The organism is Streptomyces sp. NPDC042346 (assembly GCF_055581845.1).
Window position 1 is genome coordinate 242299 of sequence record NZ_JBVJEH010000002.1, and the last position, 23174, is coordinate 265472.

Genomic DNA, 23174 nt, shown 5'->3' on the forward strand with positions numbered 1-23174 from the left:
GCCGGACGTACCGGTCCGGTTCGACGCGCCGGGCGGTGCTCAGCGGGTGCCGGGGACCGGGCGGGTGCGGGTGCAGCCGTCCGGGGCGACGTCGGGAACGCCGTTGGCCTGGAGCGCCGCGCTCACCAGCGTGGCGAGCAGGTCGATGTCCGAGCCCATGTCCAGACGGACCGTCACCCACCCGGAGCCGGCGCACAGACGGACCGCGCTCGACCCGAGGAGAGCCGGGCGCAGCTTCGCGACCATGGCCCTGGTGAGGTGGACGTCGGCCTCGTGCTCCCCGTGGAAGTGCACGATCTCCTGTGTCGCGGTGCCCAGACCGAGCTCGGCACCGCAATGGGTGCGGCCGGGGGTCAGCGAGGGCCAGCTCATCAGACGTTCACTGGCATGCCTGGCCGTGTTCATACCGAGGAGCGTGCCGGGCCACGGGGCCGCGCACAAGCATCCTGGCGAAAGAATCCCGCGCAGGTGTGAAACAGGCTCCGGGCTGGCCGAAGTGACCGTGTGTCACGGGGCCCGTGGGACCGGGGTGGCGTGGGGTCACTCCGGCCGACGGGCGCGGACGCGGGCCGCGAGGACGGCCACGTCGTCCTCGGCCCGGTGCGCGTCGAGGCGCCGCAGCACCTCCTCGACGACCTGGTGGGGGCCCGGGTCCGGGGGAAGCCTGAGCGAGGCGAGGCGGGCCAGCGACACGTCGATGTCCTCGCCGCGGCGCTCGACGAGACCGTCGGTGAAGAGCAGCAGCGTCTCGGCGGGGGTGAGCGTGCGGGTGGTGGGCTCGTAGCCGCCGACGCCGGTGCCGAGCGGCGGGCCCACCGGGAGGTCGACCAGCTCCGCCGAGCCGTCCGCGCCGAACACGGCGGGCGGCAGGTGACCCGCGCTCGCGAAGGTCGCGGCACCGCGCGCCGGGTCGACCCGGACGAGGAGGCAGGTGGCGGGGCGGCGGGCGTCGTCCTCGGCCACCACGGAGTCGAGGTGGCGCAGGACACGGTGCGGCGGCAGGTCCGTGGCGGCGACCTCGCGGAGCACCGTGCGGTAGGCGTTCATGTCGACGGCCGCGTCGAGGCCGTGGCCCATCACGTCACCGACGACGAGGAGGGTGCGGCCGAAGTGGAGCCGTACCGTCTCGAACCAGTCGCCGCCGACGAGGGTGCGGGCCCCGGCGGGGAGGTAGCCGCCCGCGATCTCCAGGTTGGGGTGCGGTCTGCCCGGCTCGGCGACGAGGGCGCGCTGGAGGTGGAGGGCGGTGTCCTCGGTGGCGGCGAGGCGGCGCGCGTGGCGGATGTGGCGGGCCGCCAGGCGGGCGGCGTGGTGGACGGTGGCGGCCTCGTGGGCGGTGAGGGCGTGGCCGTCGGTACGGGTGGCGGTGACCGTTCCAAGGGGTTTCTCGTCCTCGCCGACGGCGAGCGCGACGGTGAGGCTGTGTGCGGGGCCCGGGGCAGCGTGTGCGGGACCCGGGGCAGCGTGAGTGGGGCCCGAGGCAGCGTGTGCGGGACCCGGGGCAGCGTGTGTGGGGCTCTCGGCGCGGGGATCGGCCCCGGGCCGGTCCGGCTCCGAGGTCAGGCGCGCCGTCGCCGCCCGGCGCGGCGGGACGCCCCGCTCGCCTGCGAGGTCGACCACGGCGGAGCCGCCCAGCCGGCGCACCAGGAAGGTGGCGAGTTCGCGGCAGGTGTTCGTCTCGTCGAGCGTCGTGCCGATCTCGCCGATCGCCTGCTCCATCGCCCGCACCCTGGCCAGGAGGGCCTCGTCCCGTTCCGCCACGACACCTCCACCGCCGCGCGGTCTCCGGGCGGTGTGCCCGGTCCCCTCATTGCACCAGCGGGTCGCGGCCCGCGCGCGGGCACGGACCTCGCGCGGAACGGTTGTGCGGTGCTGCCGGATCTGATCAAGTACCCCTGAGGCTACTGGCCAGTAAGAGTTTCCGCTCCCCGGGGGGGGACAGGCATGACGACCGGATTCTTCAGCTCCGTGGACGATGTCGCCGAGCGGCTCGCCACGACCGGCTACCTGGCGTCGCAGGCCGTCGCCACCACCGTCTTCCTCGCCGACCGGCTCGGCAAGCCGCTCCTGGTCGAAGGACCCGCTGGCGTCGGCAAGACGGAGCTGGCCAAGGCCGTCGCCGAGGTGACGGGCGCCCGGCTCGTCCGGCTCCAGTGCTACGAGGGCGTCGACGAGGCCCGCGCGCTGTACGAGTGGAACCACGCCAAGCAGCTGCTGCGGATCACGGCGGGGCGCGGCGAGTCCTGGGACGAGACGCGGACGGACATCTTCTCCGAGGAGTTCCTCCTCGCCCGGCCGCTGCTCACCGCCATCCGGTCCGAGGAGCCGACCGTCCTCCTCGTCGACGAGACCGACAAGGCCGACGTCGAGGTCGAGGGCCTGCTCCTGGAGGTGCTCGGCGACTTCCAGGTGACCGTGCCCGAGCTCGGGACGATCGCGGCGGTACGGCGGCCCTTCGTCGTCCTCACGTCGAACGCGAGCCGCGAACTGTCCGAGGCACTCCGGCGGCGCTGCCTCTTCCTGCACATCGGGTTCCCGGAGGAGGAGCTGGAGCTCCGGATCGTCACCCGCAAGGTGCCCGGGCTCGACGCCGCGCTCGCGGCGTCCGTCGTCCGGGTCGTGGGGGCGCTGCGCGCCATGGACCTGCGCAAGGTGCCGTCCGTGTCGGAGACGATCGACTGGGCGCGCACCCTGCTGGCGCTCGGCGCGGACCGGCTGGACGAGCACGTCGTACGGGACAGTCTGGGGGTCCTCCTCAAGCACCAGGAGGACATCGTGAAGGCCGCGGCCAAGCTCGACCTGGACGCGGTGTGAGCCCGTCGGAACCGGCCGGTGCGGTTCCGGAGGCGACGGGGGCGGCTTCGGAAGCCGCCGGGACGGCGGAACGGCTCACCGGTCTGGTGGCGGCACTGCGCGACCACGGGTTCGGGATCGGGACGGGCGAGACCGTGGACGCGGGGCACGCCCTGGAGGCGGTCGGGTTCACGGACCGCGAGCGGGTGCGGGAGGCACTGGCGGCCACGCTGCTCCACGGGGAGCGGCAGCGTCCCGTCTTCGACCGGGTCTTCGACCTGTACTTCCCGGTCGGCGGCGGGGTGCGGACGGCCTTCGACGGCACCGCGGCCGACCTCGCCGAGCTGCGGGAGCGGCTCGCGGCGGCGCTGGCCGCCGACGACGGGGCCGCCCTCGGGCTGCTCGCCGCCGAGGCGGTGGGCGGATTCGGCGGCTTCGGCTCCGGCCCGGAGACGGACGGCTGGTCCTCGTACCAGACGCTGTCCCGGCTGCGCCCCGAGACCCTCCTCGCGCGGGTCCGGGCGGCGCGGCGGAGCGCGGAGCCCGAGTTCGCCGACCGGCTGCTCGACGACGAGATCCGGCGGCGGATCGAGGCCTTTCGCGAGCGGGTCAGGACCGAGGCACGGCGGCGGGTCGCCGAGCGGCAGGGCCGGAACCGGGTCGCGCGGCGGGCGGTCGCGGGGACGGCGGACGGGGTGGACTTCCTGCTCGCCGGGCGGGCTCAGCTGGACGAGCTGCGCCGTACGGTACGGCCGCTGGCGCGGAAGCTGGCCACCCGGCTGGCGGCCCGGCGGCGCCGGGCGGCGCGTGGGGAGATCGATCTGCGGCGGACACTGCGCCGCTCGCTGGCGACCGGAGGCGTCCCGGTGCGTCCGGTGCTGCGGCGGCGCCGTCCCGGACGGCCCGAGCTGGTGCTGCTCTGCGACGTGTCGGGGTCGGTGGCCGGTTTCGCACAGTTCACGATGCTGCTGGTGCAGGCCCTGCACGACCAGTTCAGCCGCGTACGGGTCTTCGCCTTCGTCAATCGGGTCGACGAGGTGACGGGGCTGATCGCGCGGGGCGCCGCGGACCCGGCGGGGCTCGGCGACCGCATCCTCGCGGAGGCGGAGCTGACCGGCTGGCACGGGCAGAGCGACTACGGGACGGCGCTCGGCGAGTTCGCCGACCGGTACGCGGAAGCCGTCGGCCCGCGCACGGTGCTCTTCGTCCTCGGTGACGCGCGGACCAACCGCGCCGACCCCAACCTCGCGGCGCTGAAGCGGGTCGCGGACCGGGCGCGGCGGGTCCACTGGCTCAACCCCGAGCAGCCCTCACTGTGGGGCACGGGCGACTCCGAGGCCCCGGCCTACGCCGAGATCGTGGACATGCGCCCGTGCCGCAACGCGCGCCAGCTCGGCGCGCTGATCGGCCGCCTGCTGCCGGTCTGACACACCGGCCCCGCTCCGATGACACCGGGCCGTGCGGCACCGGGCGTGACACGATCGACCCATGTCCACCGCATCAGACGGTCCCGGGACGGACCTCCCCCGCGGCATCGGCGCGCCCGCGACGCGCGCCCTCGTCGCCGCCGGCTACACCCGGCTCGCCCAGCTCGCCGACGTACCCGCCGCCGAGCTGGCCGCCCTGCACGGCGTGGGGCCGAAGGCGCTGCGCGTGCTGGGCGAGGCGCTGGCGGAGCAGGGCCGGTCCCTGGGGTAGACGGCCGGTCCCAGGGGTGGACGCGCTGCTTAGGGGGGTCGTACGGGTGTCGGTTGTCCGGCGGCCGGGCCGCCGATTAGCGTGACCTTCATGGAACTCTTGGGAGAGATCGTCGCCGGCCGCCCTCTGTACGTCGTCGCCGTGAAGGAGGAGGCGCAGTTCCTCGACACCGATCTGCCGGTGCTGCTCACCGGCATGGGCAAGGTGAACGCGGCGACCGCCCTCGCGACCGTGCTCGGCCGGGGGCCGCGGCCGTCCGGGATCGTGAATCTGGGGACCGCCGGGGCGCTGCGCCCGGGCTTCATGGGGACGCATGTCGTCGGCACCGTGCTCCAGCACGACTTCGACGGTGCGCTCCTCGCCACGCTGACCGGTGAGACGTACGGAGAGCCGCTGACCCTGCCCGACGGCGGTGACGTGGTCCTGGCCACCGGGGACGCGTTCATCGCGGACGAGGCCTCCCGCGCCCGGCTCGCGGAGCGGGCGGCGCTCGTCGACATGGAGGGGTACGCGCTGGCCACGGTCGCCCAGGTCACCGGGGTACCGCTGCGGATGGTGAAGCACGTCAGCGACGAGGCGGGGGACGGAGCGGCCCGCACCTGGCGCGAGTCGGTCGCCGAGTGCGCCCGGGCGCTGGCCGACTGGGCGGCGGCGAACACGCCGTACCGCGCCTGAGGCGAACGGCCCGCACCCCTGGATCCCCCCGGGATGCCCTGGAGCCCGCCCAAGCCGTCACAGCGGCCCGGGCGGGCTCCCGGCATGTGCGTCAGCGGTGCTGGAAGTGGACCTCCGGGTTGTCCGGGGTGGGTCCGTCGAGGACGGGCCGCGCGAGTCCGCGCAGATGCCGGTCGAAGAAGGCCGCCACGTACGTCCGTGTCACGGCGACGGCCCGGTCGGCGGGCAGCACCGGCCCGGGCAGGCCGAACCGGCTCTGGATGACCGGGAAGTCGGAGAAGGTGACGTGCTCGGCGCCGGCCACGGTGACCCACCGCTTCCAGCCGTCGAGCGTGGGCCACATCCGGTCCCAGCTGGCGTCCTGCCCGCCGGGGAGGTGCATGCCGTCGTGGGTGCCGAGCATCAGGAACGGACGGCCGCGCAGGCCCTCGGCCGGCAGGTCCTCCCAGAAGGAACCGTCCATGTTGACCCCGGCGTCGATGCGCGGGTCGGCCACCATGGCGGTGGCCGCGCTCGCCCCGCCGATCGAGTGGCCCGCCATGCCGACGCGGCGCGCGTCGATGACACGGGCGTGGCGCCAGGCGGGGCGGGGGCCGGTGAGCCGGTCGAGGACGAAGCGCATGTCGGCGGCGCGCGTGGAGGTCACCACGCTCGGGTGGACGCCGCCCTCGTCGAGCGCGGTGCAGGCGACGCAGGTCAGGGTCCGGCCGCCGGGGACGGAGATGCCGTACGACTCGTAGGCGTGGTCCACGGAGGCGACGACGTAGCCGCGCGAGGCGAGGTCCTCGGCGAGGTGGGAGAGCGTCCAGCGGGAGCCGCCGAATCCGGGCGAGAGCAGCACGAGCGGGTACCGGCCCGGGGCCGGGCGGGCGTCGGTCCCGCCGTGGGTCCGCATCCGGGCGAGCGCGTCGCCCGTGACGGCGGAGCCGACGCCGAGCGCCTCGATCAGGAGGCGCGCCTCCTCGCGGGTGGCGTACGGGGCGGGGCGCCCGTCGCCGGGCCGCGCGGCCGGGTAGTGGAGGGTGACCATCAGTTCGCGTCCGGCGGCGGTGGGGACCCACGGATCGGTGCGGGACCGGTCGACGAGCGGCAGGACCGTACGGCCGATGGCGTACGGCCCCGTGGGCGCGGGCAGCGCGGGCCGTGCGGTGCCCGGTACGACGGGCACCGCGCCCGACTGCGCAGCGACGAACGGGGCCAGGGCGGTCGCCGGAGCCACGCCGGTGACCGGGGCGACGGCGGTGACCGGAGCCGCGACGGTGGCCGGAGCCGCCGCGACGGACGGGCCGGCGGTGGCGAGGGCTCCGGGTAAGGCGAGGGAACAGGCGAGGACGGCGGCCGCGGCCGCGCGGGTGAATCGGGTCATGCGGGCACGCTAGAGGCGACGGCCGGGGCGGCGCGTCGTTCTCCGGGTGCATGTTCACTCCTCCCCACGGCCGACAACTCCCCTCCTCCCACGGCCTGCTGACGCTCCCACCTGCCGGGACGGCCTTGACAGCGCGGAAGCCCGCCTGCCTATGGTGAGACGTTCCTTCCTGGATCGCGGGACGGAGCGGGACCGAAGACGAGGGGAGGCGCACGTGCACGCATCGAACGCGGCACCGCGCGACCTCGTCCGACCGGTGGCGCCACTGGTCTGCCGCCGGCACGTCGACTTCTGCCGTACGTCCTCGGCCATCTGTCCTTCCGCCGACGCCTAGGGACTCCCCGGCCCTGATCCGCCGGACGAGCAGCCCCTGACCCCGCCTCTCGCGGGTGCGCGCGTTCCGTGACATCCCACCGCACTGCCGTACGCCGGCGCGCCTTCGCGCGCCCGTGTCCCGCCGCGCGCTCCTGTCTTCCGGAAGGACTTCTCCCATGCCCCGCCCTGCCCTGCGCCTGGCCGTCGAACTCGACGGCGACGGTGCCCATCCGGCCGCCTGGCGCCGCGCCGCGCACGCTCCCGGCGACCTGCTGAGCCCGCGCCGGCTCGCCCGGAGCGCGGCCGCCGCCGAGAACGCCGGATTCACGCTCGTCACCCTGGACGACTCGATCCTGCCGCCGTCGTCCGGCGCCGACCCGGTGGGCCGGATCGGCGCGGTCGAGCGGGCCGCGTTCATCGCCGCGTCGACGAGCGTCCTCGGAGTGGCCCCGGTACTGGCCACCACCTACGCCGAACCGTTCCACGTCTCCTCGCAGCTCTCCTCCCTCGACCACGCCTCGGCCGGCCGCGCCGGCTGGGTGGTGGGCGTCGAGGAGGACCCGGCGGCCGCACGGGCCTGGGGGCGGCCCCTCGTCGAGGGCTCCGCGGCCCTCGCACGCGAAGCCCACGACGGGCTCCGTGTCGTCCGGGACCTGTGGGACTCGTGGGAGGACGACGCGGTGATCCGGTCGGTGGCCACGAGCCGCTATCTGGACCGTGAGCGGCTCCACGCCATCGACTTCACCGGCGAGACGTACTCCGTGAAGGGCCCGTCCATCGTGCCGCGCCCCCCGCAGGGCCGTCCCGTGGTCCTCGCCCGCCAGGGTCTCGTCCCGGCCGGTCTCACCGATGTGGCGCTGGTCGGCGCGGCGACCGCGGCCGAGACCGGCGCGGCGGGCGAGGCGGCGAAGGCCGCCGGCGCGCCGCTGGCCTTCGCCGAGATCGAGGTGGCCCTCGACACCCCGCGCGAGTCGGCCCGGGACCGGATCGCCGATCTGGAGCGGTACTCACCCTGGGAGGAGCGCCCCGACCGGCTCCGGTACACGGGGTCCGCCGACGGTCTGGTGAGCCTCCTCGCGGAACTCGCCGCGCAGGTCGACGGGGTCCGGCTGCTGCCGCTGGTCCTCGACGAGGACCTGGCCGTCCTCTCCCGTCTCGTCCTGCCGGAGCTGTTCGTCCGGCGGCTCGCGACGCGCCCGCTGCCCGGCACCACCCTCCGTACCTCGCTGGGCCTCTCCCGGCCCCTCAGCCGCTTCGCGAGCGGCACGGACACCGACTCCGCCACCGACACCGCCGCCGCTCTCGTCCGGGAGGAGACCCGATGACCCGCACCGACCCCACCGACGTCCCCCGCCCGGACGCCCAGCTGCACTTCGGCGTGTTCTTCCAGGGGGTCAACCACTGGACGATCTGGTCGGACCCGGCCAGCGGTTCGCAGATCGATCCGGCCTCGTTCCTCCGCGTGGCGCGGACCGCCGAACGCGGGCTCTTCGACGCCTTCTTCCTCGGCGACGGGCTGAGGCTGCGCGAGTCGGGAGGAGGGATCCACGAGCTGGACGTCGCGGGCCGCCCCGACTCGATCACCCAGCTGTCGGCGATCGCCGCCGCCACCGACCGCATCGGTCTGGTCTCCACCTCCAACACCACCTACAACGAGCCGACCGACCTGGCCCGGCGCCTCGCGGGCCTCGACCTGCTCTCCGGCGGCCGGGCCGGCTGGAACATGGTGACCACGCACAACGCCTGGACCGGGGAGAACTTCCGGCGCGGCGGCTTCCTCGACCACGCCGACCGCTACACGCGCGCCCAGGAGTTCCTCTCCGTGGCGCGCGCCGTGTGGGACGGCTGGACGGAGGGCGCGACGGCCGAGTCCGCCGACGCGCGTTCCTGGTCGGTGCCGGGGGCCGTCGGCCGCGTACGGTCAAGCGGGGCGCACTTCGACGTCGATCTCGCGCCGACCCTGCCGCGCAGCGCTCAGGGCCACCCGGCGATCTTCCAGGCCGGGGACTCCGGTGAGGGCCGGGACTTCGGGGCGCGGAACGCCGACGTGATCTTCTCCGCGCACGGTCTGGAGTTCGACGACGCCCTGGCCTTCGCCGAGGACGTCCGGCGACGGCTGCGCGCGGCGGGGCGTCCCGAGAACGCCCTGCGGATCCTGCCGGGTACGGAGATCATCATCGGGGCGACGGAGAAGGAGGCGGAGGAGAAGGCCCGCTGGGTCCGCCTCGAACAGGTCACCCCCGCCGTGGCCCTCGGCATCGCGGGCCGGCTGTGGAACATCGATCTGTCCGATCGGGACGCCGACGGCCCCCTGCCGGCCGAGGAACCGGTCATCGCCGAGTACACGGGGACGTTCGGGTCGAGCAGGTTCAGGGACACCTTGGCGACGGTCGCCGAGTGGCGCGAGAAGGCGGAGGCCAACGGCTGGTCGCTGCGGGAGGCCGTCATCGAGCTGGGCCCGCAGCGCGGGCACGTGGGCACTCCGGCGGCGCTCGCGGAGAAGTTCGCGCATTTCGTGCGGCACGGCGCCGTCGACGGCTTCAACGTCTCGCCGTACCTGATCCCGGAAGGGCTCGACGACATCGTGGACCTGCTGGTGCCCGCGCTCCAGGAGCGCGGGGTGTACCGGGCCGCGTACACGGGGACGACGCTCCGCGAGCATCTGGACCTCGCGCCGTTGAAGTGACGTGGTGGGGGTGGGGGTGCGATGTCCGTCCGCGCCCCCACCCCCTCCGTACTCCGTCCTGGGCTCAGCCGAGGGGCAGTTCCAGGAACGAGGGCTCGTCCTCCGGTGAGCCGAAGGCGGTCTGCGTCCAGGTGATGGAGGCGCCGCCGTACAGCGGGTCCATGCTGTCGACGACCAGCATCAGCCGGTGGCCGGCCTGGATGTCGTACGCGGCGGCCTGGAGCTGCCAGGTCACGGTGGTGTCCTGGTCGGGCGTCAGGCCGTACACGTTGAGCGGTTCGTGGGTGATGATCCGGGCCGTCTCGTCCTCGGCGACGTCCAGGAGATGGGCGACGAGGCCCGCCGAGGTGGCGGTGGAGCGGACCGTGAGGCGCAGGCGCGGGGTCCCCCGGACGCGGCGGGCCGCGCGCCCCTCCCCCTCGGGTCCCTCGGGTCCCTCGGGCGCGAGGAGCGGCTCGGTCGTCCAGGCCACGGCGTGCCGCCGGTCGATCTTGCGGGTGTCGTAGATCTTGGGGTTGCCGGCCCACTCCGCCTGGCCGGTCTTCATGAGCGGCAGGTCCATGGCGGTGGCCTCGGTGTCCACGCCCGCGACGAACGCGCGCCGCCAGCCGGTCTCCTCCGGCGGGGCGTTCCCCTCGTCGGCGCGCGGGACGAGCAGGCCGTCGGCGCCGCCGGCCCCGTCGCCGGTGAGGCCGAGCACCTCGACGCGCGTGGTGACCTCGCTCCAGTCGGCGCGGGTCTCGCGGACCGCCGGTTCGACGATCCGGTTCTCCCCGGTCGGCTCGCCGGTGCCGGGGTCCGTGACCGGTTCCGTGACGTACGTGAACATCACCTGGCTGGAGACCTGTTCCCAGTCCTCGACGCCGTTGCTCTCGCCCTTGAGGTGGTGGTCGAGCCAGGCGTACGCCTCCTCCATGGGGACGTTGGCCTTGCGGGGCTCCGTACCGAGGAGCCCGGGGCCCTCGGGGGCGGCGTGGTCGCCGATCCACAGGTTGAGCCGCTTGGGCACCCGCAGGCCCTCGAAGGTCGTCAGGACCTGGTTGACCGGGAAGAGGCTCTCGTGCCAGGTGTTGGAGAAGAAGGTGGGCGTCTCGTTCCCGTTGGTGAGGGGCAGGTACGACTCGGGGGAGCGCCTCCGCCCCCACCTGACGACCTCGTCCAGGTTCCGGTCGGCCTGGAAGTCGGCGAGGATCTGCTGGTTCGCCTCGCTGAACTTCTCCTCCACCGGTCCGCCGGTGAGCGAGATCAGCGCCTTCACGGCGGCGAGGTGCCGGGTCTTGTTGTCGTAGAGGCTGGTGGCGAGGTTGCCCCAGGTGCTGAGGGCGACGACGGCGGAGACCCGGTCGTCGTGGGCGGCGACGAGCTGGCTGATGCCGGAGCCGTAGGACTCGCCGAGGAATCCGATGCCGCTCGGGCCGAAGTGCTGGACGGCGAAGTCGATGACGGCGGAGCCGTCGGCCCAGTCGTCGGCTCCGGCCACTTCGACGAAGCCCTCGGAGGTGGAGGGCAGTCCGGGGATGCCGAGGCCGCGGGGCGTGTAGGCGATGACGTGGTAACCGCGGCGGGCGAGGCTGAGGTACGCCCAGAGGAACAGCGGCCAGCCGAACGGAGTCCAGCCCGCCGGGACGACGACGAGCGGATGCGGGCCGGGGCCGAGCTGGTAGAGGCTGAAGGCGGAGAGCTTGACGCCGTCCGTCGCCTCGATGCGGTGGTACGCGGGCCAGGCCACGCCGCGGATCTCCTCGACGTGCGCCGCGAGTTCGGCCGGGAGCAGCGCCTCGGCGCTCGCCGTGCCGGGGCCGCCGCCGCCGAGGAGCGCGGTGGCGAGGGTCTGGCCGAGCCGGACGGCGTCCGGGTTCACCGTTCCGTCGGCCGCCCAGAGGCCGCTTCCGCTTCCCGCGATCCGGGCGGTGTCGGCGGCGGTGAGGCCCACCGTGCCGTCCGGGAAACCGGGGAAGTCTTCGAACGAGCCGGCGGTGAAGGGGTTGTCCTGGGGCACGTGCACCCGTTCCTCTCGAGTGGACTGCAGACCGTCCGCGATGCGGACGGTCGCAAGCCTCACGTATGCGGGCCGGAGCGGCCAGAGCGCACGAACGGCGCACGTGTCACGCAACCGTGCGTGAACGACACAAGCCGCCCCGAACTCGATGTTTGGGGGCGCCGAGGACGGTCAGGAGGAGGGGCGAGCGGTCAGGAGGAGGGGCGAGCCGGCTCGGGCGGGCTGACGGACTCGGGCGGGCGGGCCGGCTCGGGCGCGCGGACGACGAGCAGTGCGGCGACATCGTCGTCGAGGCCGTCGACGCCGTACGCGGCGAGGTCGCGGTGGAGGATTTCGGGCAGCTCGTCGGCCGGATCCCGGGCCCAGCCGCGCAGCCGCGTCTCCAGCGGATAGAAGGTGCCGGCCCGGTCGCGGGTCTCGCTGACGCCGTCGGTGAAGAGCAGCATCCGGTCCCCCGGGCCGAAGGGCACCTCCTCGATCCGGTGGTGGTTCTCGGCGAGGCCCGCGAGGTTGACGGGCAGGGAGGGGTCGGCGAAGACGACCGGCGTGACCTCGGCCCCGCGCTGGATCAGCGGGGCGGGATGGCCGCAGCTGAGGAGCCGGGCGATGTCCCGGTCGTCGGGGAACTCCACGAGCACGACGGTGGCGAAGCGTTCGGCGGCGTCGGACTCGGGGTCCCAGCCGTTGTAGCGCGTCAGGCCCTCGTCGAGGGTGTCGGCGAGGGCGGCCAGGTCCGGGGCCCGGTTGACGGCGGCCCGGAAGGCGCCGAGCAGGACGGAGGCGGTCTCGACGGCGCCGAGGCCCTTGCCCTGGACGTCGCCGAGCATGATCCGTACGGCTCCGGGGACCCGGACGGCCTCGTAGAAGTCGCCGCCGATCCGGGCCTTGGCGGCGGCCGCGACGTACAGCAGGTGCAGGTCGAAGCGGCCCAGGCGGTCGGGCAGCGGACGCAGGACGACGCGCTGGACGACCTCGGCGACCGCGGTGACCTCGCGCAGGTCCCTTTCGTAGCGGGTGCGGACCAGGCTGACCCAGGCCGAGGCGGCGGTGACGAGGGCGATGACCACCTCGCTGGCGAGGAGTTCGGGGACGAGGGCCTCGGACCGGCCGAGGTGGAGCAGCGCGCGTACGCCCATGGCGAGCAGGCCGATGCCGATGGTCCCGCGCACGCTCCAGGTGACGGCGGCGAGCGCGGGCGCGGCGACGAGGAGCCGCTCGAAGCGCTCCTCGTCGGGGGTGAAGAGATCGGCGGCCGCCGTCATGACGAGGATCAGGAAGGGCAGGGCGCGACCGATGTTGAACTGGGTGCGCTCCGCCCTGCCGGGCGGGCGCCGGTGGCCGGCATCAGGCATTTCATGATCGTACGCAGAACCGCCGTCAGGGCCCGGGTGGCGTCGGCCCCGGGCGTGTCCCCCGGGGGTGCGCCGCCTCGGGCAGGGCGAGGGCGGCGGGGATCGCGAGGGCGGCGATCACGGCGAGGGCGGGCAGGACGAGGCCCCGGTCCGGGACGAAGCCGCCGCCCGGGACGAGGGCGAGGAGCAGGGTCGCGAGGGCGACGCCGAGCGCGGGTCCGATGTTCATGGCGGTCTGCTGGAGGCCGCCGACGACACCGGCGTGGGCCTCGGGGGCGCGGTGCACGACGACGGAGGTCGCGGTGACCATGAGGACGACGAAGCCCGCGCCGAGGAGGGCGGACGCGGTGCAGACGGACCCCGCGGAGGCCGTCGCGTCGAGCCGGGAGAGCAGCAGGACGCCGAAGGTGAGGAGGACCGCGCCGGCGGTCGCCGTGCGCCGGGGCCCGTAGCGGCGCAGGAGCGGCGGGCAGAGGAGCGCACCGAGCACCATGATGGCGGCGAGCGGCAGGAAGCGCAGGGCGCAGTCGAGGGGGTCGAGTCCCTGGACGTCCTGGAGGAAGTACGTCGCCACGAAGAGCGTCCCGGAGAGGGCGGCCGAGGCGGCGAGGAGGACGGCGAGCCCGGCTCGGACGGGCACGCTCCGCATCAGCTCGGGTGGCAGAAGGGGGTGCGGGGCGCGGCGTTCGTGCCGGACGAGCGCCGCTCCGGCGGCGAGGGCGGCGGCGATCACGAGCACGGTGGTCCCGGTTCCGCCGGGTCGGGGCGCGTCGACGAGTCCGTGGACGAGGAGGCCGAGGGCGGCGGCGAGCAGGACGGCACCGAGCGGGTCGAGCGCGGCGATTCCGGTGGAGGGGTGCCGCTCCGGGCGCGCGGCGCGCGGTTCCGGTGCGGCGAGGGCGAGCAGGCCGATCGCGAGGGTCGGCGGCACACCGAGGAGGAAGACCGCGCGCCAGCCGTACGCGGAGACGAGCGCGCCGCCCACGACGGGGCCGGCCGCCGCGGCGAGCCCGATGGCGGCGGTGCGCACGGCGATCGGCGTCGCGAGGCGCTCGGGCGGGAAGGCGGTGCGCAGCATGCCGAGGGTGGCGGGTTGGAGGAGGGCCCCGCACACCCCTTGGAGCACGCGCAGCGCGATCACGGCGCCGATGCCGGGGGCGAGGGCGATGCCGGCGGAAGCGGCGGCGAAGCCCAGGGCGCCGACGGCGAAGACCCGGCGGTGGCCGAAGCGGTCGCCGAGGCGGCCGGCGAAGACGAGGAGGCTCGCGACGGCGACGAGGTAGGCGGTACTGGTCCACTGCACCTGCCCGACACCGGCGTGCAGGTCGCGCTGGAGGGCGGGCTGGGCGACGGTGAGGACGGTGCCGTCGAGGGCGACGACGGCCGCGCCGACGACGCTGCAGGCGAGGGTGACGGCGGTCGGCGCGCGACGGGCGCGGCGCGGACCTGTCGAGGTCGAGGTCGAGGTATCGGGGCCGACGGTCACGGGGTGGGCTCCACGGGTCCGAGGTGGGCGTCGAGGGCGGCGGCGAGGAGCGGGGCGGGGTCGGTGCCGCCGGTGGCGAGCCGGAGGCTGCCCCAGTGCCAGAGCTGGGCGATGCCGTGGAGGTTGGCCCAGAGGGCGCCCGCGCGGAGGACGGCGTCGGCACCCGGCCCGGAGTCCGTGGCGCGCTCGACGAGCCCGGTGAGGTGGGCGAAGAGCGGCAGGCTCGTCTCCCGCAGCCCCAGCCGGCCGCTTTCGAGCAGGTCGTGGCGGAACATCAGCTCGTACATGCCGCGCCGGGTCCCCGCGTACGCGAGGTAGACGCGGGCGAGGATCGCGATCCGTTCGCGTGGCCCCGCCTCCTCCCGGTCCTCCTCGGCGAGGCGGTCGGCCAGTTCGGCGAAGCCGTGACGGGCGATGGCCGACAGGAGGTCCAGGTGCGTGGGGAAGTAGCGGCGGGGGGCTCCGTGGGAGACACCGGCCCTGCGGGCGATCTCGCGCAGGGACAGAGCCTGCACGCCTTCGGCGTTCACCAGCTCGACGCCGGCCCGGACGAGTCGTCCGCGCAGCCCGTCGTCGTGCTCGCCGAATCCTTCGCTCTCGCCCGGTCCTTCGCTCTCGCCCGGTCCTTCGCTCTCACCGGGTCCTTCGTTCTCGCCCGGTCCTTCGTTCTCGTCATGCTGCATAGACACTGTCTACCAAGATCGAGTAGACGGTGTCTACCCGCCCCCACGCCCTGTTCGGTTACACTGAGGGACAGCGAAGGGGAGTAGCCCTGCGAACCGGTCGTCGACACACTGGAACCCCCGGGTTCCCGGTGACCGGGTCCACGTACGACGTGGACGGGCGAGACCTTCGGCCAGGCATCAACCGCGTCCGCGCTTCCGTGGGCGTGGTTCGTCATGCCGGGCCGAGTGGTCCTCCCGTCGCCATCGAGGTGCGGAGCCCACGGGCCCGGACCGAGCAGAGAGCCCCGTTATGCACCTCGACCCCTTGGCGATCCTCACCGCCTTCGGGCTGATCTTCCTCGCCGAGCTTCCCGACAAGACGATGTTCGCGTCGCTCGCCATGGGCACGCGGATGCGTCCGCTGTACGTCTGGATCGGCACCTCGACCGCCTTCCTGGCGCACGTCGCCATCGCCGTGGGAGCCGGCAGCCTGCTCGGGCTGCTCCCCGGCTGGATCGTCAAACTGGTCTCGGCCCTGTTGTTCGGCTTCGGCGCCTTCATGCTGCTCCGCAGCGGAGCCGACGACGAGGACGACGACACGGGCGGCCGGACGGTGACCGGCTTCTGGCCTGTCTTCTCGACCGCCTTCATGGCCGTCTTCATCAGCGAGTGGGGCGACCTCACCCAGATCACCACCGCCAACCTCGCCGCCACCAACGGCACCTGGTCGACGGCGATCGGCTCGCTCGCCGCCCTGATGAGCGTCTCCGCCCTCGCCCTGGTCGCGGGCCGGTTCATCGCCAAGCGCGTACCGCTCAAGACCGTCCAGCGCGTCGGCGGCGTGTGCATGGCGGGCCTCGCGATCTGGTCGCTGGTCGAGGTATTCACCGGCTGACGCCGGCCACCGGGCCATCCCGAACACCCCCCGTCCGGTTCCGGACGGGGGGTGTGCTGCGTCCGGCCCTGGTGCGATCATGCGGGGATGACCACCACCTCCGAACCGGGCGACCGCCTCGCGGCGTTCGGAAACCAGCTCGTCGACGTGCACATCTGGCTCCGCGAGGAGCTCGCCCGCCTCCGCGAGGACGTGGGCTCCTTCCTCTCCGGAGACGGCGACCGCCCCCGGAACCTGCGGGCGCACTGCCTCGCCTTCTGCACCGCGCTCACGCGCCACCACACCGCCGAGGACCAGGGCGTCTTCCCCGTCCTCGCCGCCGCGTACCCCGCCCTGCGGCCGGTGCTCGACGAGCTCGCGCGCGACCACGAGCAGGTCGAGGAGATCCTGCTGCGCCTCCAGGGCCTGCTGGACGGACTGCCGACGGACACGGCGCCCGGAACCGGTCCGGACTCGGCGGAGGTACGGCGGGTTCGCGGCGAACTGGACGGGCTCATCGCCCTGGTGGAGTCGCACTTCACGTACGAGGAGAAGAAACTCGTCACGGCCCTCAACGAGCTCGGCACCCCGCTGCCGGACGACTTCACGCTCTCCGACCTGACGGGCCGCTGACACACCCGGGTGGGAGGCTGGTGGGGCACGGTCCCCATTGGCCACGGCGAGAGCCGGTACGGGAGGGAGGCTCCGTTGCACGGCGAACTGGACGAGCGGGCAGCGCAGGTGGCGGACCGGGTGGTCGCCTGGCGGCACCATCTCCACCGGCATCCCGAGCTGTCCAACCGGGAGGTGAACACCGCCCGCATGGTGGCGGACGAGCTGCGCGCGCTCGGCCTCGACGAGGTGCGTACCGGCATCGCCGGACACGGCGTCGTGGGCGTCCTGCGCGGCACGGCGGCGACACCGGGCGGGCGGGTGGTGGCCCTGCGGGCGGACATGGACGCGCTGCCGGTCAGGGACCTGTGCGGGACCGAGTTCGCCTCCGAGGCCGTGGACACCGGCCGTCCGGGCGGCCTGTTCCCCGTCTCGCACGCCTGCGGCCATGACTGCCACACGGCGATGGTGCTCGGCGCGGCGGCCGTGCTCGCCGGGGTCCGCGACCGGCTCCCGGGCACCGTGCTCTTCGTCTTCCAGCCCGCCGAGGAAGGCCCGCCGGTCACCGAGGAGGGCGGGGCGCGGGCCATGGTCGAGGCGGGCGCCTTCGCCGATCCGGTGCCGACGATGGCCTTCGGACTGCACGTGACGCCCTACCCGAAGGGGTACGTGGGGTACCGGATCGGCAATCAGTACGCCGCTTCCGTCCTCGTTCGCGTCGTCGTCACCGGGAAGCAGACCCACGGCTCCACGCCCTGGGAGGGCGTCGATCCGATGCCGGCGGTGGGGGCGGTCCTGACGGGCATCGGCCAGCTGTACCGGCAGGTCTCGGCGTTCGCCCCGGTCACGGTCTCCATCGGGCACGTGGAGGACGTCGGCCGGTTCAACGTCATCGGGCAGACGGTGACGCTGTGGGGCACGGCCCGGTGCGCCGTGGAGTCGGACATGGCGGAGGTCCAGCGGCGCCTGACGACGCTCGTGGAGCACTCGGCGGCGGCGTTCGGCGCGACGGCCTCGGTGGAGTACCTCCAGTACGTACCGCCCGTGCACAACACCCGGCCGTGGGTCGAGTCGGCGCTGCCGACCTTCCGCCGGGTGGTGGGCGAGGAGCGGGTGGTGGAGACCGGGGGGACGCTCGGGTACGACGACGTCTCCGAGTTCGTACGCCGCTTCGGCGGCCTGTACGTCACGCTCGGCGTCCAGGACGCCGCCCTGGACCCGTCGGGCCGGCCCGTGGCGGTGCCGGGCGGGCGCGGGATCGCCACCAATCACCACCCGCGCTTCTACGCGGACGACGACACGCTCGTCACCGGGGTCCGGCTCCACGCGCACGTCGCGTACGACCATCTGACGGGGGCGCTGGCGGGACCGGCGTCTCCGCCCGCCGACGCGCCCCGGGGAGCGTCGGACGGGTCAGGTGCGTGACGTGCCGACCGCCTCGACGAAGGCCCTGAGCAGGGCGGAGTCGGCGGCCGTGGGCCAGACGAGGCCGTACTCGACGGGCGGGGCGTCGCGCAGCGGGACGTAGGCGATACCGGGCCGTGGGTGGTAGCGGGCTCCGAGCGCCGCGCCGGGGGCGACGCCCCGGCCCGCGCTCACATGGGAGAGGACCTCCTGCCAGGTCGCCGCGACCGGCCCCCGGCCGACGGGGGCTCCGGACGGGGTGCGGCGGGGGTAGTGGTGGTCGCGCCAGTAGCGGGGGTTCGCGCCCTCGGGGGTGATCAGGGCGAGGCCCGCGAGGTCCTCCAGGCCGAGGGACGCCCTGCCTGCCAGCGGGTGCGCCACGGGCAGGAGCAGGACCCGGTCCTCGGCGACGACGACGGGGCCGGTGGTGAGGTCCGGCTCGCGGACGGGGAAGGCGACGAACTGGACGTCGAGCGTTCCGTCCCTGAGGGGGCCGGGTCCGGCGTCGAGCGGGACCTCGTGGACCGTGATCTCGCAGCCGGGGTAGCGGGCGAGCAGCGTGTCGGCGGCGGCCGTCAGCAGTTCGCCGCCCCAGGGCGTGGCGAAACCGGCCCGCAGTCTGCCCCGGACGCCCCGCCCGGCCTCGGTGGCGCGTTCGAGGGCGGCCCGCAGCTGCCGGTACGCGGGCAGCAGGTCCTCGTACAGGCGCAGGCCGACGGGGGTGAGCTGGACGCTGCGGCTGGTGCGGGCGAAGAGCGGGGTGCCGACGCGTCGCTCCAGCTTCTTGACGGTCTGGCTGATCCGGCCGGTGGAGACGCCGAGGCGCTCGGCGGTGCGCCCGAAGTGGAGCTCCTCGGCCAGCGTGAGGAACGCCTCCAGTTCGTACCGTTCGAGCATCGCTCCCCCTCCTGATCGTTGAGTGTGGCTCAACGCCGATTCGATGATCGCATCTTGTTCGGCGGGGGCGGCGACGAGGAGCCTGGAGGCGTCGCCCCCGCCGTACGGAAGAGAGTCCGTGGAACCGGAACCGAACCCGCCCGCCGTCCCCGTGTCAGCCGTCCCCCGGTCAGCCGCGCCCGTGCCCGCCGCGCCCGACCCGGCGCCCACCCAGTACCCCGCCCAGTCCCCCGCCCCGACCCTGAACGTCCCGCTCTTCGCCGTGGCCGGGGCCGTCACCGTCGCCAACATCTACTTCCCTCAGCCGCTGCTCGCCGCCGTCGCCCACGGCCTGGAGGTCTCGGAGCGGACGGCGGGCCTGATCGCCTCGGCGGCCCAGATCGGGTACGCGCTCGGCATCCTGCTGCTCGTGCCGCTCGCCGACACCGCCCGGCTGCGCCGGCTCACCTCGGCTCTGCTCGCGCTGACCACGGCCGCGCTGCTCGTCGCCGCGGCGGCGCCGGACGTGCTCACGCTGACGCTCGCCACCCTGGCCCTCTCCACCACGACGGTGCTGCCGCAGATCCTCACCCCGGTGGCGGCCGTCCTCGCGGGTCCGGGACGGCGGGGCCGGGTCGTGGGACTCGTCGGCCTCGGCCTCACGCTCGGCTCGACGCTGTCCCGTACGGTCTCGGGCGCCGTGACCGACGCGAGCGGGAGCTGGCGCGCCGCCTATGTGGTGGCCGCGGCCGCGACGGCGGCGCTGCTGTGGGTCCTCCCCCGGCGGCTGCCCGAGCGGACGGGCGCACCCTCGGAGCGCCGCTCCTCGTACCTCCGGCTCCTGGCCGGGCTGCCCCGGCTCCTCGCCGACCACCGGGACCTGCGGATCTCGGCGCTGCTCGGCGCGTGCGTCTTCGCCGCGTTCAGCGTCTTCTGGGCCGTGCTCGCGTTCCATCTGGCGGCCCCGCCCCTCGGGTACGGGCCGGGCGCAGCCGGGCTCTTCGGGGTGCTGACCCTGCCGGCGGCGCTGGCCTCGGCGGCGGCCGGACCCCTCGCCGACCGGTACGGGCCGCGAGCGGTGAACACCGGGGGTCTGGTCGCCGCGGGGCTCGGGCTCGGGGTGGCGGGGCTCGCCCCGTACTCCCCCGTGGCGCTCGCGGCCGGGGCGAATCTGCTGGTCGTGGGGGTCAGCTCGTGCCAGGTGGCCAATCAGGCCCGGATCTTCTCGATCGGCCGGGCCGTGGCGGCCCGGGTGAACACCGTCTTCATGCTGGCGACGTTCGGCGGCGGCGCCTTCGGTTCCCTCGCGGGGTCCTGGCTCTACACGACGTACGGCTGGTCCGCCGCCCTCCTCGCGGCGGGGGCGTTCGTCGTGGTCGCCGGTCTCGTGGTGGCCGGCCCGGCGCGACCGGCGGTGCCGAGTTGCGGCCCGGACGCCACACGGGACGCTGGGAGTATGCGTCCGCGCACCTCGCAGGAGAGAACCCCGCAGGGAGAGACATGATCCTGGACCTCACCGCGCTCGCCGACGAGCACCTGGCCGCGGCCCGCACCGCGCCGCACGGGCGCAGCGCCCACCTGGTCATGCACGACGGGGTGCTCCGGCAGACCGTCATCGCCCTGACGTCGGGCACGTCCCTGGACGAGCACAACGCGCCACCGGCCGGCAGCCTCCAGGTGCTGCGGGGCCGGGTGACGCTGACGGCGGCCGGGTGGGCGGAGGAGCTCCCGGCGGGGGCGCTGCGGATGATCCCCAAGGAGCGGCACGGGCTGACCGCGGTGGAGGACACGGTGGTGGTCCTGACCGCCGTGAACGACTGACGGACGTCCCGCCCGCCCGGATTCCGGGCCGGTCACTCCGTCGCGTCGAGGTCCTCGGCGTAGTACTCGATGGCCTTCCGGTACTCGCGTACGGACGGGTCCTCGCTGGTGGCGGCGAGGAGGCGCAGCAGGGTCCGGACCGACTCGTGGTGCTGCCCCGTGTTGTAGAGGGCCATGGCCAGGAAGGTGCGCAGGGACCCGTCCTCGGGGAACTCCTCCACGGCGCCGGTCAGCAGCGTGACGGCGTCCTCGTACCGGCCGAGGATCCGGTAGGTGCTGCCGAGACCGAGGAGGGCCCCGCGCCGGTCGTCGGGGGTGAGACCTGGGCTGCTGGTGGTCGAGCCGGTGCCGGTCTCGTTGCCGGTGCCGGTTTCGGTTTTGGCGAGGGCGCGCTCGTAGTACGGCACGGCCTCCGCCTCCAGGCCGAGGACGTCGTGCGCCCAGGCCGCCTGGTAGGCGACCTCGGCGTCGTCCGGACGGCGGGCGGCGAGCGCGACGAGCAGCTCGCGCGCCTCCTCCTTGCGGCCCGCTTCGCGCAGGGCGACCGCCTCGGCCAGCGGGCCGTTCTTCTCCTCGTGGTGCTCCATGACGGCCATCCTCGCAGCTCGGACGGCCGGGGATCATGGTGGGAATCACTGCGGGTCTCACGGTCGAGTACAGGTAGAGGCTTTGTCGGCCGAGCACGGAGCATGCGGCGGGCGGATGTGAGGGTGCGAGTGCGCTGCTAACGTGCGCGAATGCGTCTTTTGTCCCGTCTTGATCTCCGTGGTCTCGCCCGGCGGGCTGCCGCGCTGCGGCCCCGGCGGCGGGGGAAGACCGTGACCGTGCCGGAGGCGGAGGCCGCCGGCCGGGAGTGGCTGCGGGATCTGGCCGCGCTCCTGTGCGAGCTCGGCTCGGAACTGCTGCGCGCCGGGGAGCGGACGGCCGAGGTCGAGCAGTCGCTGCACGACGTGGCCGCGCGCTACGGCATGCGGGCGCGGAGCTTCGTGGTCCCCACGGGGCTGTTCGTCCGGGTCGGCGGCGGCCCCGACGGCCGGGGCGGGGAGCTCGACTTCGCCCCCGTCGAGGGCCCTGACCTACGGCTCGACCAGGTGGAGGCGCTCCAGTCGCTGGTCGAGCGGATGCGTACGGAGCAGGTGCCGTTCGAGGACGCGCGCGGATCGCTGCGGGAGCTCAGGGCGCGGCCCGAGCGCTTCAGCCCGGCCGCCACCATCCTCGGCTACATCCTGCTCACCGTCGGCCTCGGCGCGATGCGGCACGCGACGGTCCCCGCCGTCATCGGGTACGCGGTCCTCGGTGCGGGCGTCGGGCTGCTGCGCCTGTTCGGCGACCGGCTCCCGGCCGCTCGTACCGCTCTTCCGGTGGTGGCGGCGATCCTGGTCACGGCCTCCTCGCAACAGTGGGCGGGGCCGCTCCTGCACGAGGCACCCACGGTCCTGTACATCCCTCCGCTGATCGCCTTCCTGCCGGGCTCCGCGCTCACGCTCGGCGCCATCGAACTGGCCACCGGGGCTGCCCTGTCGGGCATCGCCCGGCTGGCCGGGGCGGCGAACGTGCTCCTCCTCCTGGCCATCGGCATCCTCGTCGGCACCGAGCTGGTGAGCCCCCGTCCGTCGGGCGGGCCCGCGTCCCCCACCCTCGGGCCCTGGGCACCCTGGGTCGGGGTGCTCCTCCTCGGCTTCGGCTTCCTGCTGTACTTCTCCGCCCCTCCGCGGGTCACGGGCTGGCTCCTGGGCGCGCTGCTCACCGAGCGGCTGGTCCAGTCGGTGGCCTCGGAGTTCGCGGGCGCGACCTTCGGCGCCTTCGCGGCGGGCATGCTGCTGCCGCCGATGGCCAAGTGGATCGCGCGCCGCTCGCACACCCCGGACCAGGTGGTGTTCCTGCCCTGCTTCTGGCTGCTCGTCCCGGGCGCGGTCGGCCTCACCAGCATCTCGGAGATCATCGTGGCGGGCGACACCGGCGGCGGCCTGGACAGCATGGTGAGCATGGTGATCACCGTGGCCTCGATCGCCATGGGCGTCCTCGTCGGCGCCGGCATCCAGCGGCGCCCCCAGCTGCTGCTCGGCGCACCGGCTCCTACGACTCCGCCGCCTCCGGACGGAGCGGCGGAGCCGGGGGCTCGGGGTACCGCGGACACCCTGCGCGAGTAACGGATCCGGGCGCCGGCAGGGTCCGTCGGCCACCCGTGTCAGCGGGGCGACTTCGTCCATTCGAGGGTCACGCGCAGGCTGGCGTTGGCGCTGCCCTGGACGACAAGGGCGGTGAGTTTGCCCGCGTCCAGGCCGAGCTGGCAGCCGAACTCGACGGTCGCCCGGTCGGGGGCAGCACGGTCGAGCGCCTCGCCGATCTGCCCGGCGAAGGAGGCGAGTGCGCCGGTGACCGCGGAGAGGTCCGGCAACCGGTCGCCGAATCCTTCGAGCTCGGTGTCGGGGCCGAGCCGCCGCGCTTCCACGAAGAGGGTCGCGTCCCCGACCTCGACCTTGGTGACGTCCGGCATCGAATCTCCCTGGGTACGGCGGGGGGGCGGACGGGCTGACAGGACGTCAGTATCA

General features: G+C 74.4%; 22 protein-coding genes. 12 read left to right on the top strand and 10 right to left on the bottom strand.

The genetic code is table 11. From position 1 onward, the window contains the following. Positions 1-39: 39 nt before the first annotated feature. Together ACZ6K0_RS09745 and ACZ6K0_RS09750 are read right to left on the bottom strand one after the other, a co-directional pair. Complete coding sequence (locus ACZ6K0_RS09745) at positions 40-405, bottom strand: luciferase domain-containing protein (protein WP_376406504.1); 366 nt, start codon at positions 403-405, stop codon at positions 40-42. A gap of 135 nt (positions 406-540) precedes the next feature. Further along, positions 541-1761: a PP2C family protein-serine/threonine phosphatase gene (locus ACZ6K0_RS09750; RefSeq protein WP_469234042.1), complete on the bottom strand. Its 1221-nt coding sequence runs from the start codon at positions 1759-1761 to the stop codon at positions 541-543. A gap of 183 nt (positions 1762-1944) precedes the next feature. On the opposite strand from ACZ6K0_RS09750, the gene ACZ6K0_RS09755 reads away from it, so the two are divergent. The 4 genes from ACZ6K0_RS09755 (at position 1945) to ACZ6K0_RS09770 (ending at position 5166) form a co-directional block, all read left to right on the top strand. Then, on the top strand, positions 1945-2814 hold the full coding sequence (locus ACZ6K0_RS09755; RefSeq protein ID WP_376406508.1) for an AAA family ATPase: 870 nt from the start codon (positions 1945-1947) through the stop codon (positions 2812-2814). Beyond that, on the top strand, positions 2811-4220 hold the full coding sequence (locus ACZ6K0_RS09760) for a VWA domain-containing protein (protein ID WP_376406510.1): 1410 nt from the start codon (positions 2811-2813) through the stop codon (positions 4218-4220). Before ACZ6K0_RS09755 ends, ACZ6K0_RS09760 begins: the two co-directional genes overlap by 4 nt. Before the next feature lie 61 nt (positions 4221-4281). Then, entirely contained in the window at positions 4282-4491 is a 210-nt protein-coding gene (locus tag ACZ6K0_RS09765) for a helix-hairpin-helix domain-containing protein (protein ID WP_376406512.1), read from the top strand. 90 nt (positions 4492-4581) lie between these two features. After that, positions 4582-5166 carry a nucleosidase gene (locus tag ACZ6K0_RS09770; protein WP_469234040.1) on the top strand — a complete coding sequence of 195 codons (585 nt, stop codon included), beginning with the start codon at positions 4582-4584 and terminating at the stop codon, positions 5164-5166. Between the two features lie 91 nt (positions 5167-5257). Here the strand turns inward: ACZ6K0_RS09770 and ACZ6K0_RS09775 are convergent, their stop codons facing one another. Beyond that, a complete protein-coding gene (locus ACZ6K0_RS09775) occupies positions 5258-6532 on the bottom strand; it encodes an alpha/beta hydrolase family protein (RefSeq protein WP_469234038.1) in 1275 nt (424 codons plus the stop codon). 491 nt (positions 6533-7023) lie between these two features. Here ACZ6K0_RS09775 and ACZ6K0_RS09780 point away from each other — a divergent pair, with 491 nt between their 5' ends. Beyond that, positions 7024-8172 (top strand): LLM class flavin-dependent oxidoreductase, encoded by a 1149-nt coding sequence (locus ACZ6K0_RS09780; protein ID WP_469234036.1) that lies wholly within the window; start codon positions 7024-7026, stop codon positions 8170-8172. After that, positions 8169-9533 carry an NtaA/DmoA family FMN-dependent monooxygenase gene (locus ACZ6K0_RS09785; protein ID WP_469234034.1) on the top strand — a complete coding sequence of 455 codons (1365 nt, stop codon included), beginning with the start codon at positions 8169-8171 and terminating at the stop codon, positions 9531-9533. Before ACZ6K0_RS09780 ends, ACZ6K0_RS09785 begins: the two co-directional genes overlap by 4 nt. A gap of 64 nt (positions 9534-9597) precedes the next feature. Here the strand turns inward: ACZ6K0_RS09785 and ACZ6K0_RS09790 are convergent, their stop codons facing one another. The 4 genes from ACZ6K0_RS09790 to ACZ6K0_RS09805 form a co-directional block, all read right to left on the bottom strand. Then, positions 9598-11532, bottom strand: a complete 1935-nt coding sequence (locus ACZ6K0_RS09790; protein ID WP_469234032.1) for an alpha/beta fold hydrolase — start codon at positions 11530-11532, stop codon at positions 9598-9600. Positions 11533-11723: 191 nt separating this feature from the next. Continuing rightward, positions 11724-12884, bottom strand: coding sequence for a PP2C family protein-serine/threonine phosphatase (locus ACZ6K0_RS09795; RefSeq protein ID WP_469234030.1), 1161 nt, complete (start codon positions 12882-12884; stop codon positions 11724-11726). Positions 12885-12909: 25 nt separating this feature from the next. Then, positions 12910-14370: an MFS transporter gene (locus tag ACZ6K0_RS09800; RefSeq protein WP_469234028.1), complete on the bottom strand. Its 1461-nt coding sequence runs from the start codon at positions 14368-14370 to the stop codon at positions 12910-12912. Next, positions 14367-15053: a TetR/AcrR family transcriptional regulator gene (locus tag ACZ6K0_RS09805; protein WP_469234027.1), complete on the bottom strand. Its 687-nt coding sequence runs from the start codon at positions 15051-15053 to the stop codon at positions 14367-14369. The genes ACZ6K0_RS09800 and ACZ6K0_RS09805 overlap by 4 nt, the downstream gene beginning before the upstream one ends. 292 nt (positions 15054-15345) lie before the next feature. Here ACZ6K0_RS09805 and ACZ6K0_RS09810 point away from each other — a divergent pair, with 292 nt between their 5' ends. The 3 genes from ACZ6K0_RS09810 to ACZ6K0_RS09820 all read left to right on the top strand — a co-directional run bounded on the left by ACZ6K0_RS09810 (position 15346) and on the right by ACZ6K0_RS09820 (position 17946). Then, positions 15346-15930, top strand: a complete 585-nt coding sequence (locus ACZ6K0_RS09810) for a TMEM165/GDT1 family protein (protein ID WP_469234025.1) — start codon at positions 15346-15348, stop codon at positions 15928-15930. Between the two features lie 87 nt (positions 15931-16017). Continuing rightward, positions 16018-16542 (top strand): hemerythrin domain-containing protein, encoded by a 525-nt coding sequence (locus ACZ6K0_RS09815; RefSeq protein ID WP_469234023.1) that lies wholly within the window; start codon positions 16018-16020, stop codon positions 16540-16542. Between the two features lie 75 nt (positions 16543-16617). After that, positions 16618-17946 (top strand): M20 metallopeptidase family protein, encoded by a 1329-nt coding sequence (locus ACZ6K0_RS09820; RefSeq protein ID WP_469234021.1) that lies wholly within the window; start codon positions 16618-16620, stop codon positions 17944-17946. Here ACZ6K0_RS09820 and ACZ6K0_RS09825 read toward each other — a convergent pair. Next, the gene (locus tag ACZ6K0_RS09825; protein WP_376406538.1) at positions 17935-18822 is read right to left on the bottom strand and encodes a LysR family transcriptional regulator; all 888 of its coding nucleotides are present in this window, start codon (positions 18820-18822) and stop codon (positions 17935-17937) included. The two genes, ACZ6K0_RS09820 and ACZ6K0_RS09825, sit on opposite strands and share 12 nt — an antisense overlap. Before the next feature lie 118 nt (positions 18823-18940). Here ACZ6K0_RS09825 and ACZ6K0_RS09830 point away from each other — a divergent pair, with 118 nt between their 5' ends. Together ACZ6K0_RS09830 and ACZ6K0_RS09835 are read left to right on the top strand one after the other, a co-directional pair. Further along, positions 18941-20305 (top strand): MFS transporter, encoded by a 1365-nt coding sequence (locus ACZ6K0_RS09830; RefSeq protein ID WP_469234019.1) that lies wholly within the window; start codon positions 18941-18943, stop codon positions 20303-20305. Further along, positions 20302-20622 (top strand): cupin domain-containing protein, encoded by a 321-nt coding sequence (locus ACZ6K0_RS09835; RefSeq protein WP_376406542.1) that lies wholly within the window; start codon positions 20302-20304, stop codon positions 20620-20622. The genes ACZ6K0_RS09830 and ACZ6K0_RS09835 overlap by 4 nt, the downstream gene beginning before the upstream one ends. 32 nt (positions 20623-20654) lie before the next feature. Here the strand turns inward: ACZ6K0_RS09835 and ACZ6K0_RS09840 are convergent, their stop codons facing one another. Next, positions 20655-21209, bottom strand: coding sequence for a tetratricopeptide repeat protein (locus ACZ6K0_RS09840; protein WP_469234017.1), 555 nt, complete (start codon positions 21207-21209; stop codon positions 20655-20657). A gap of 150 nt (positions 21210-21359) precedes the next feature. On the opposite strand from ACZ6K0_RS09840, the gene ACZ6K0_RS09845 reads away from it, so the two are divergent. Further along, a complete protein-coding gene (locus ACZ6K0_RS09845) occupies positions 21360-22772 on the top strand; it encodes a threonine/serine exporter family protein (protein ID WP_469234015.1) in 1413 nt (470 codons plus the stop codon). Between the two features lie 38 nt (positions 22773-22810). Here the strand turns inward: ACZ6K0_RS09845 and ACZ6K0_RS09850 are convergent, their stop codons facing one another. Then, positions 22811-23119 carry a CU044_2847 family protein gene (locus tag ACZ6K0_RS09850; protein WP_469234013.1) on the bottom strand — a complete coding sequence of 103 codons (309 nt, stop codon included), beginning with the start codon at positions 23117-23119 and terminating at the stop codon, positions 22811-22813. Positions 23120-23174: the final 55 nt, after the last annotated feature.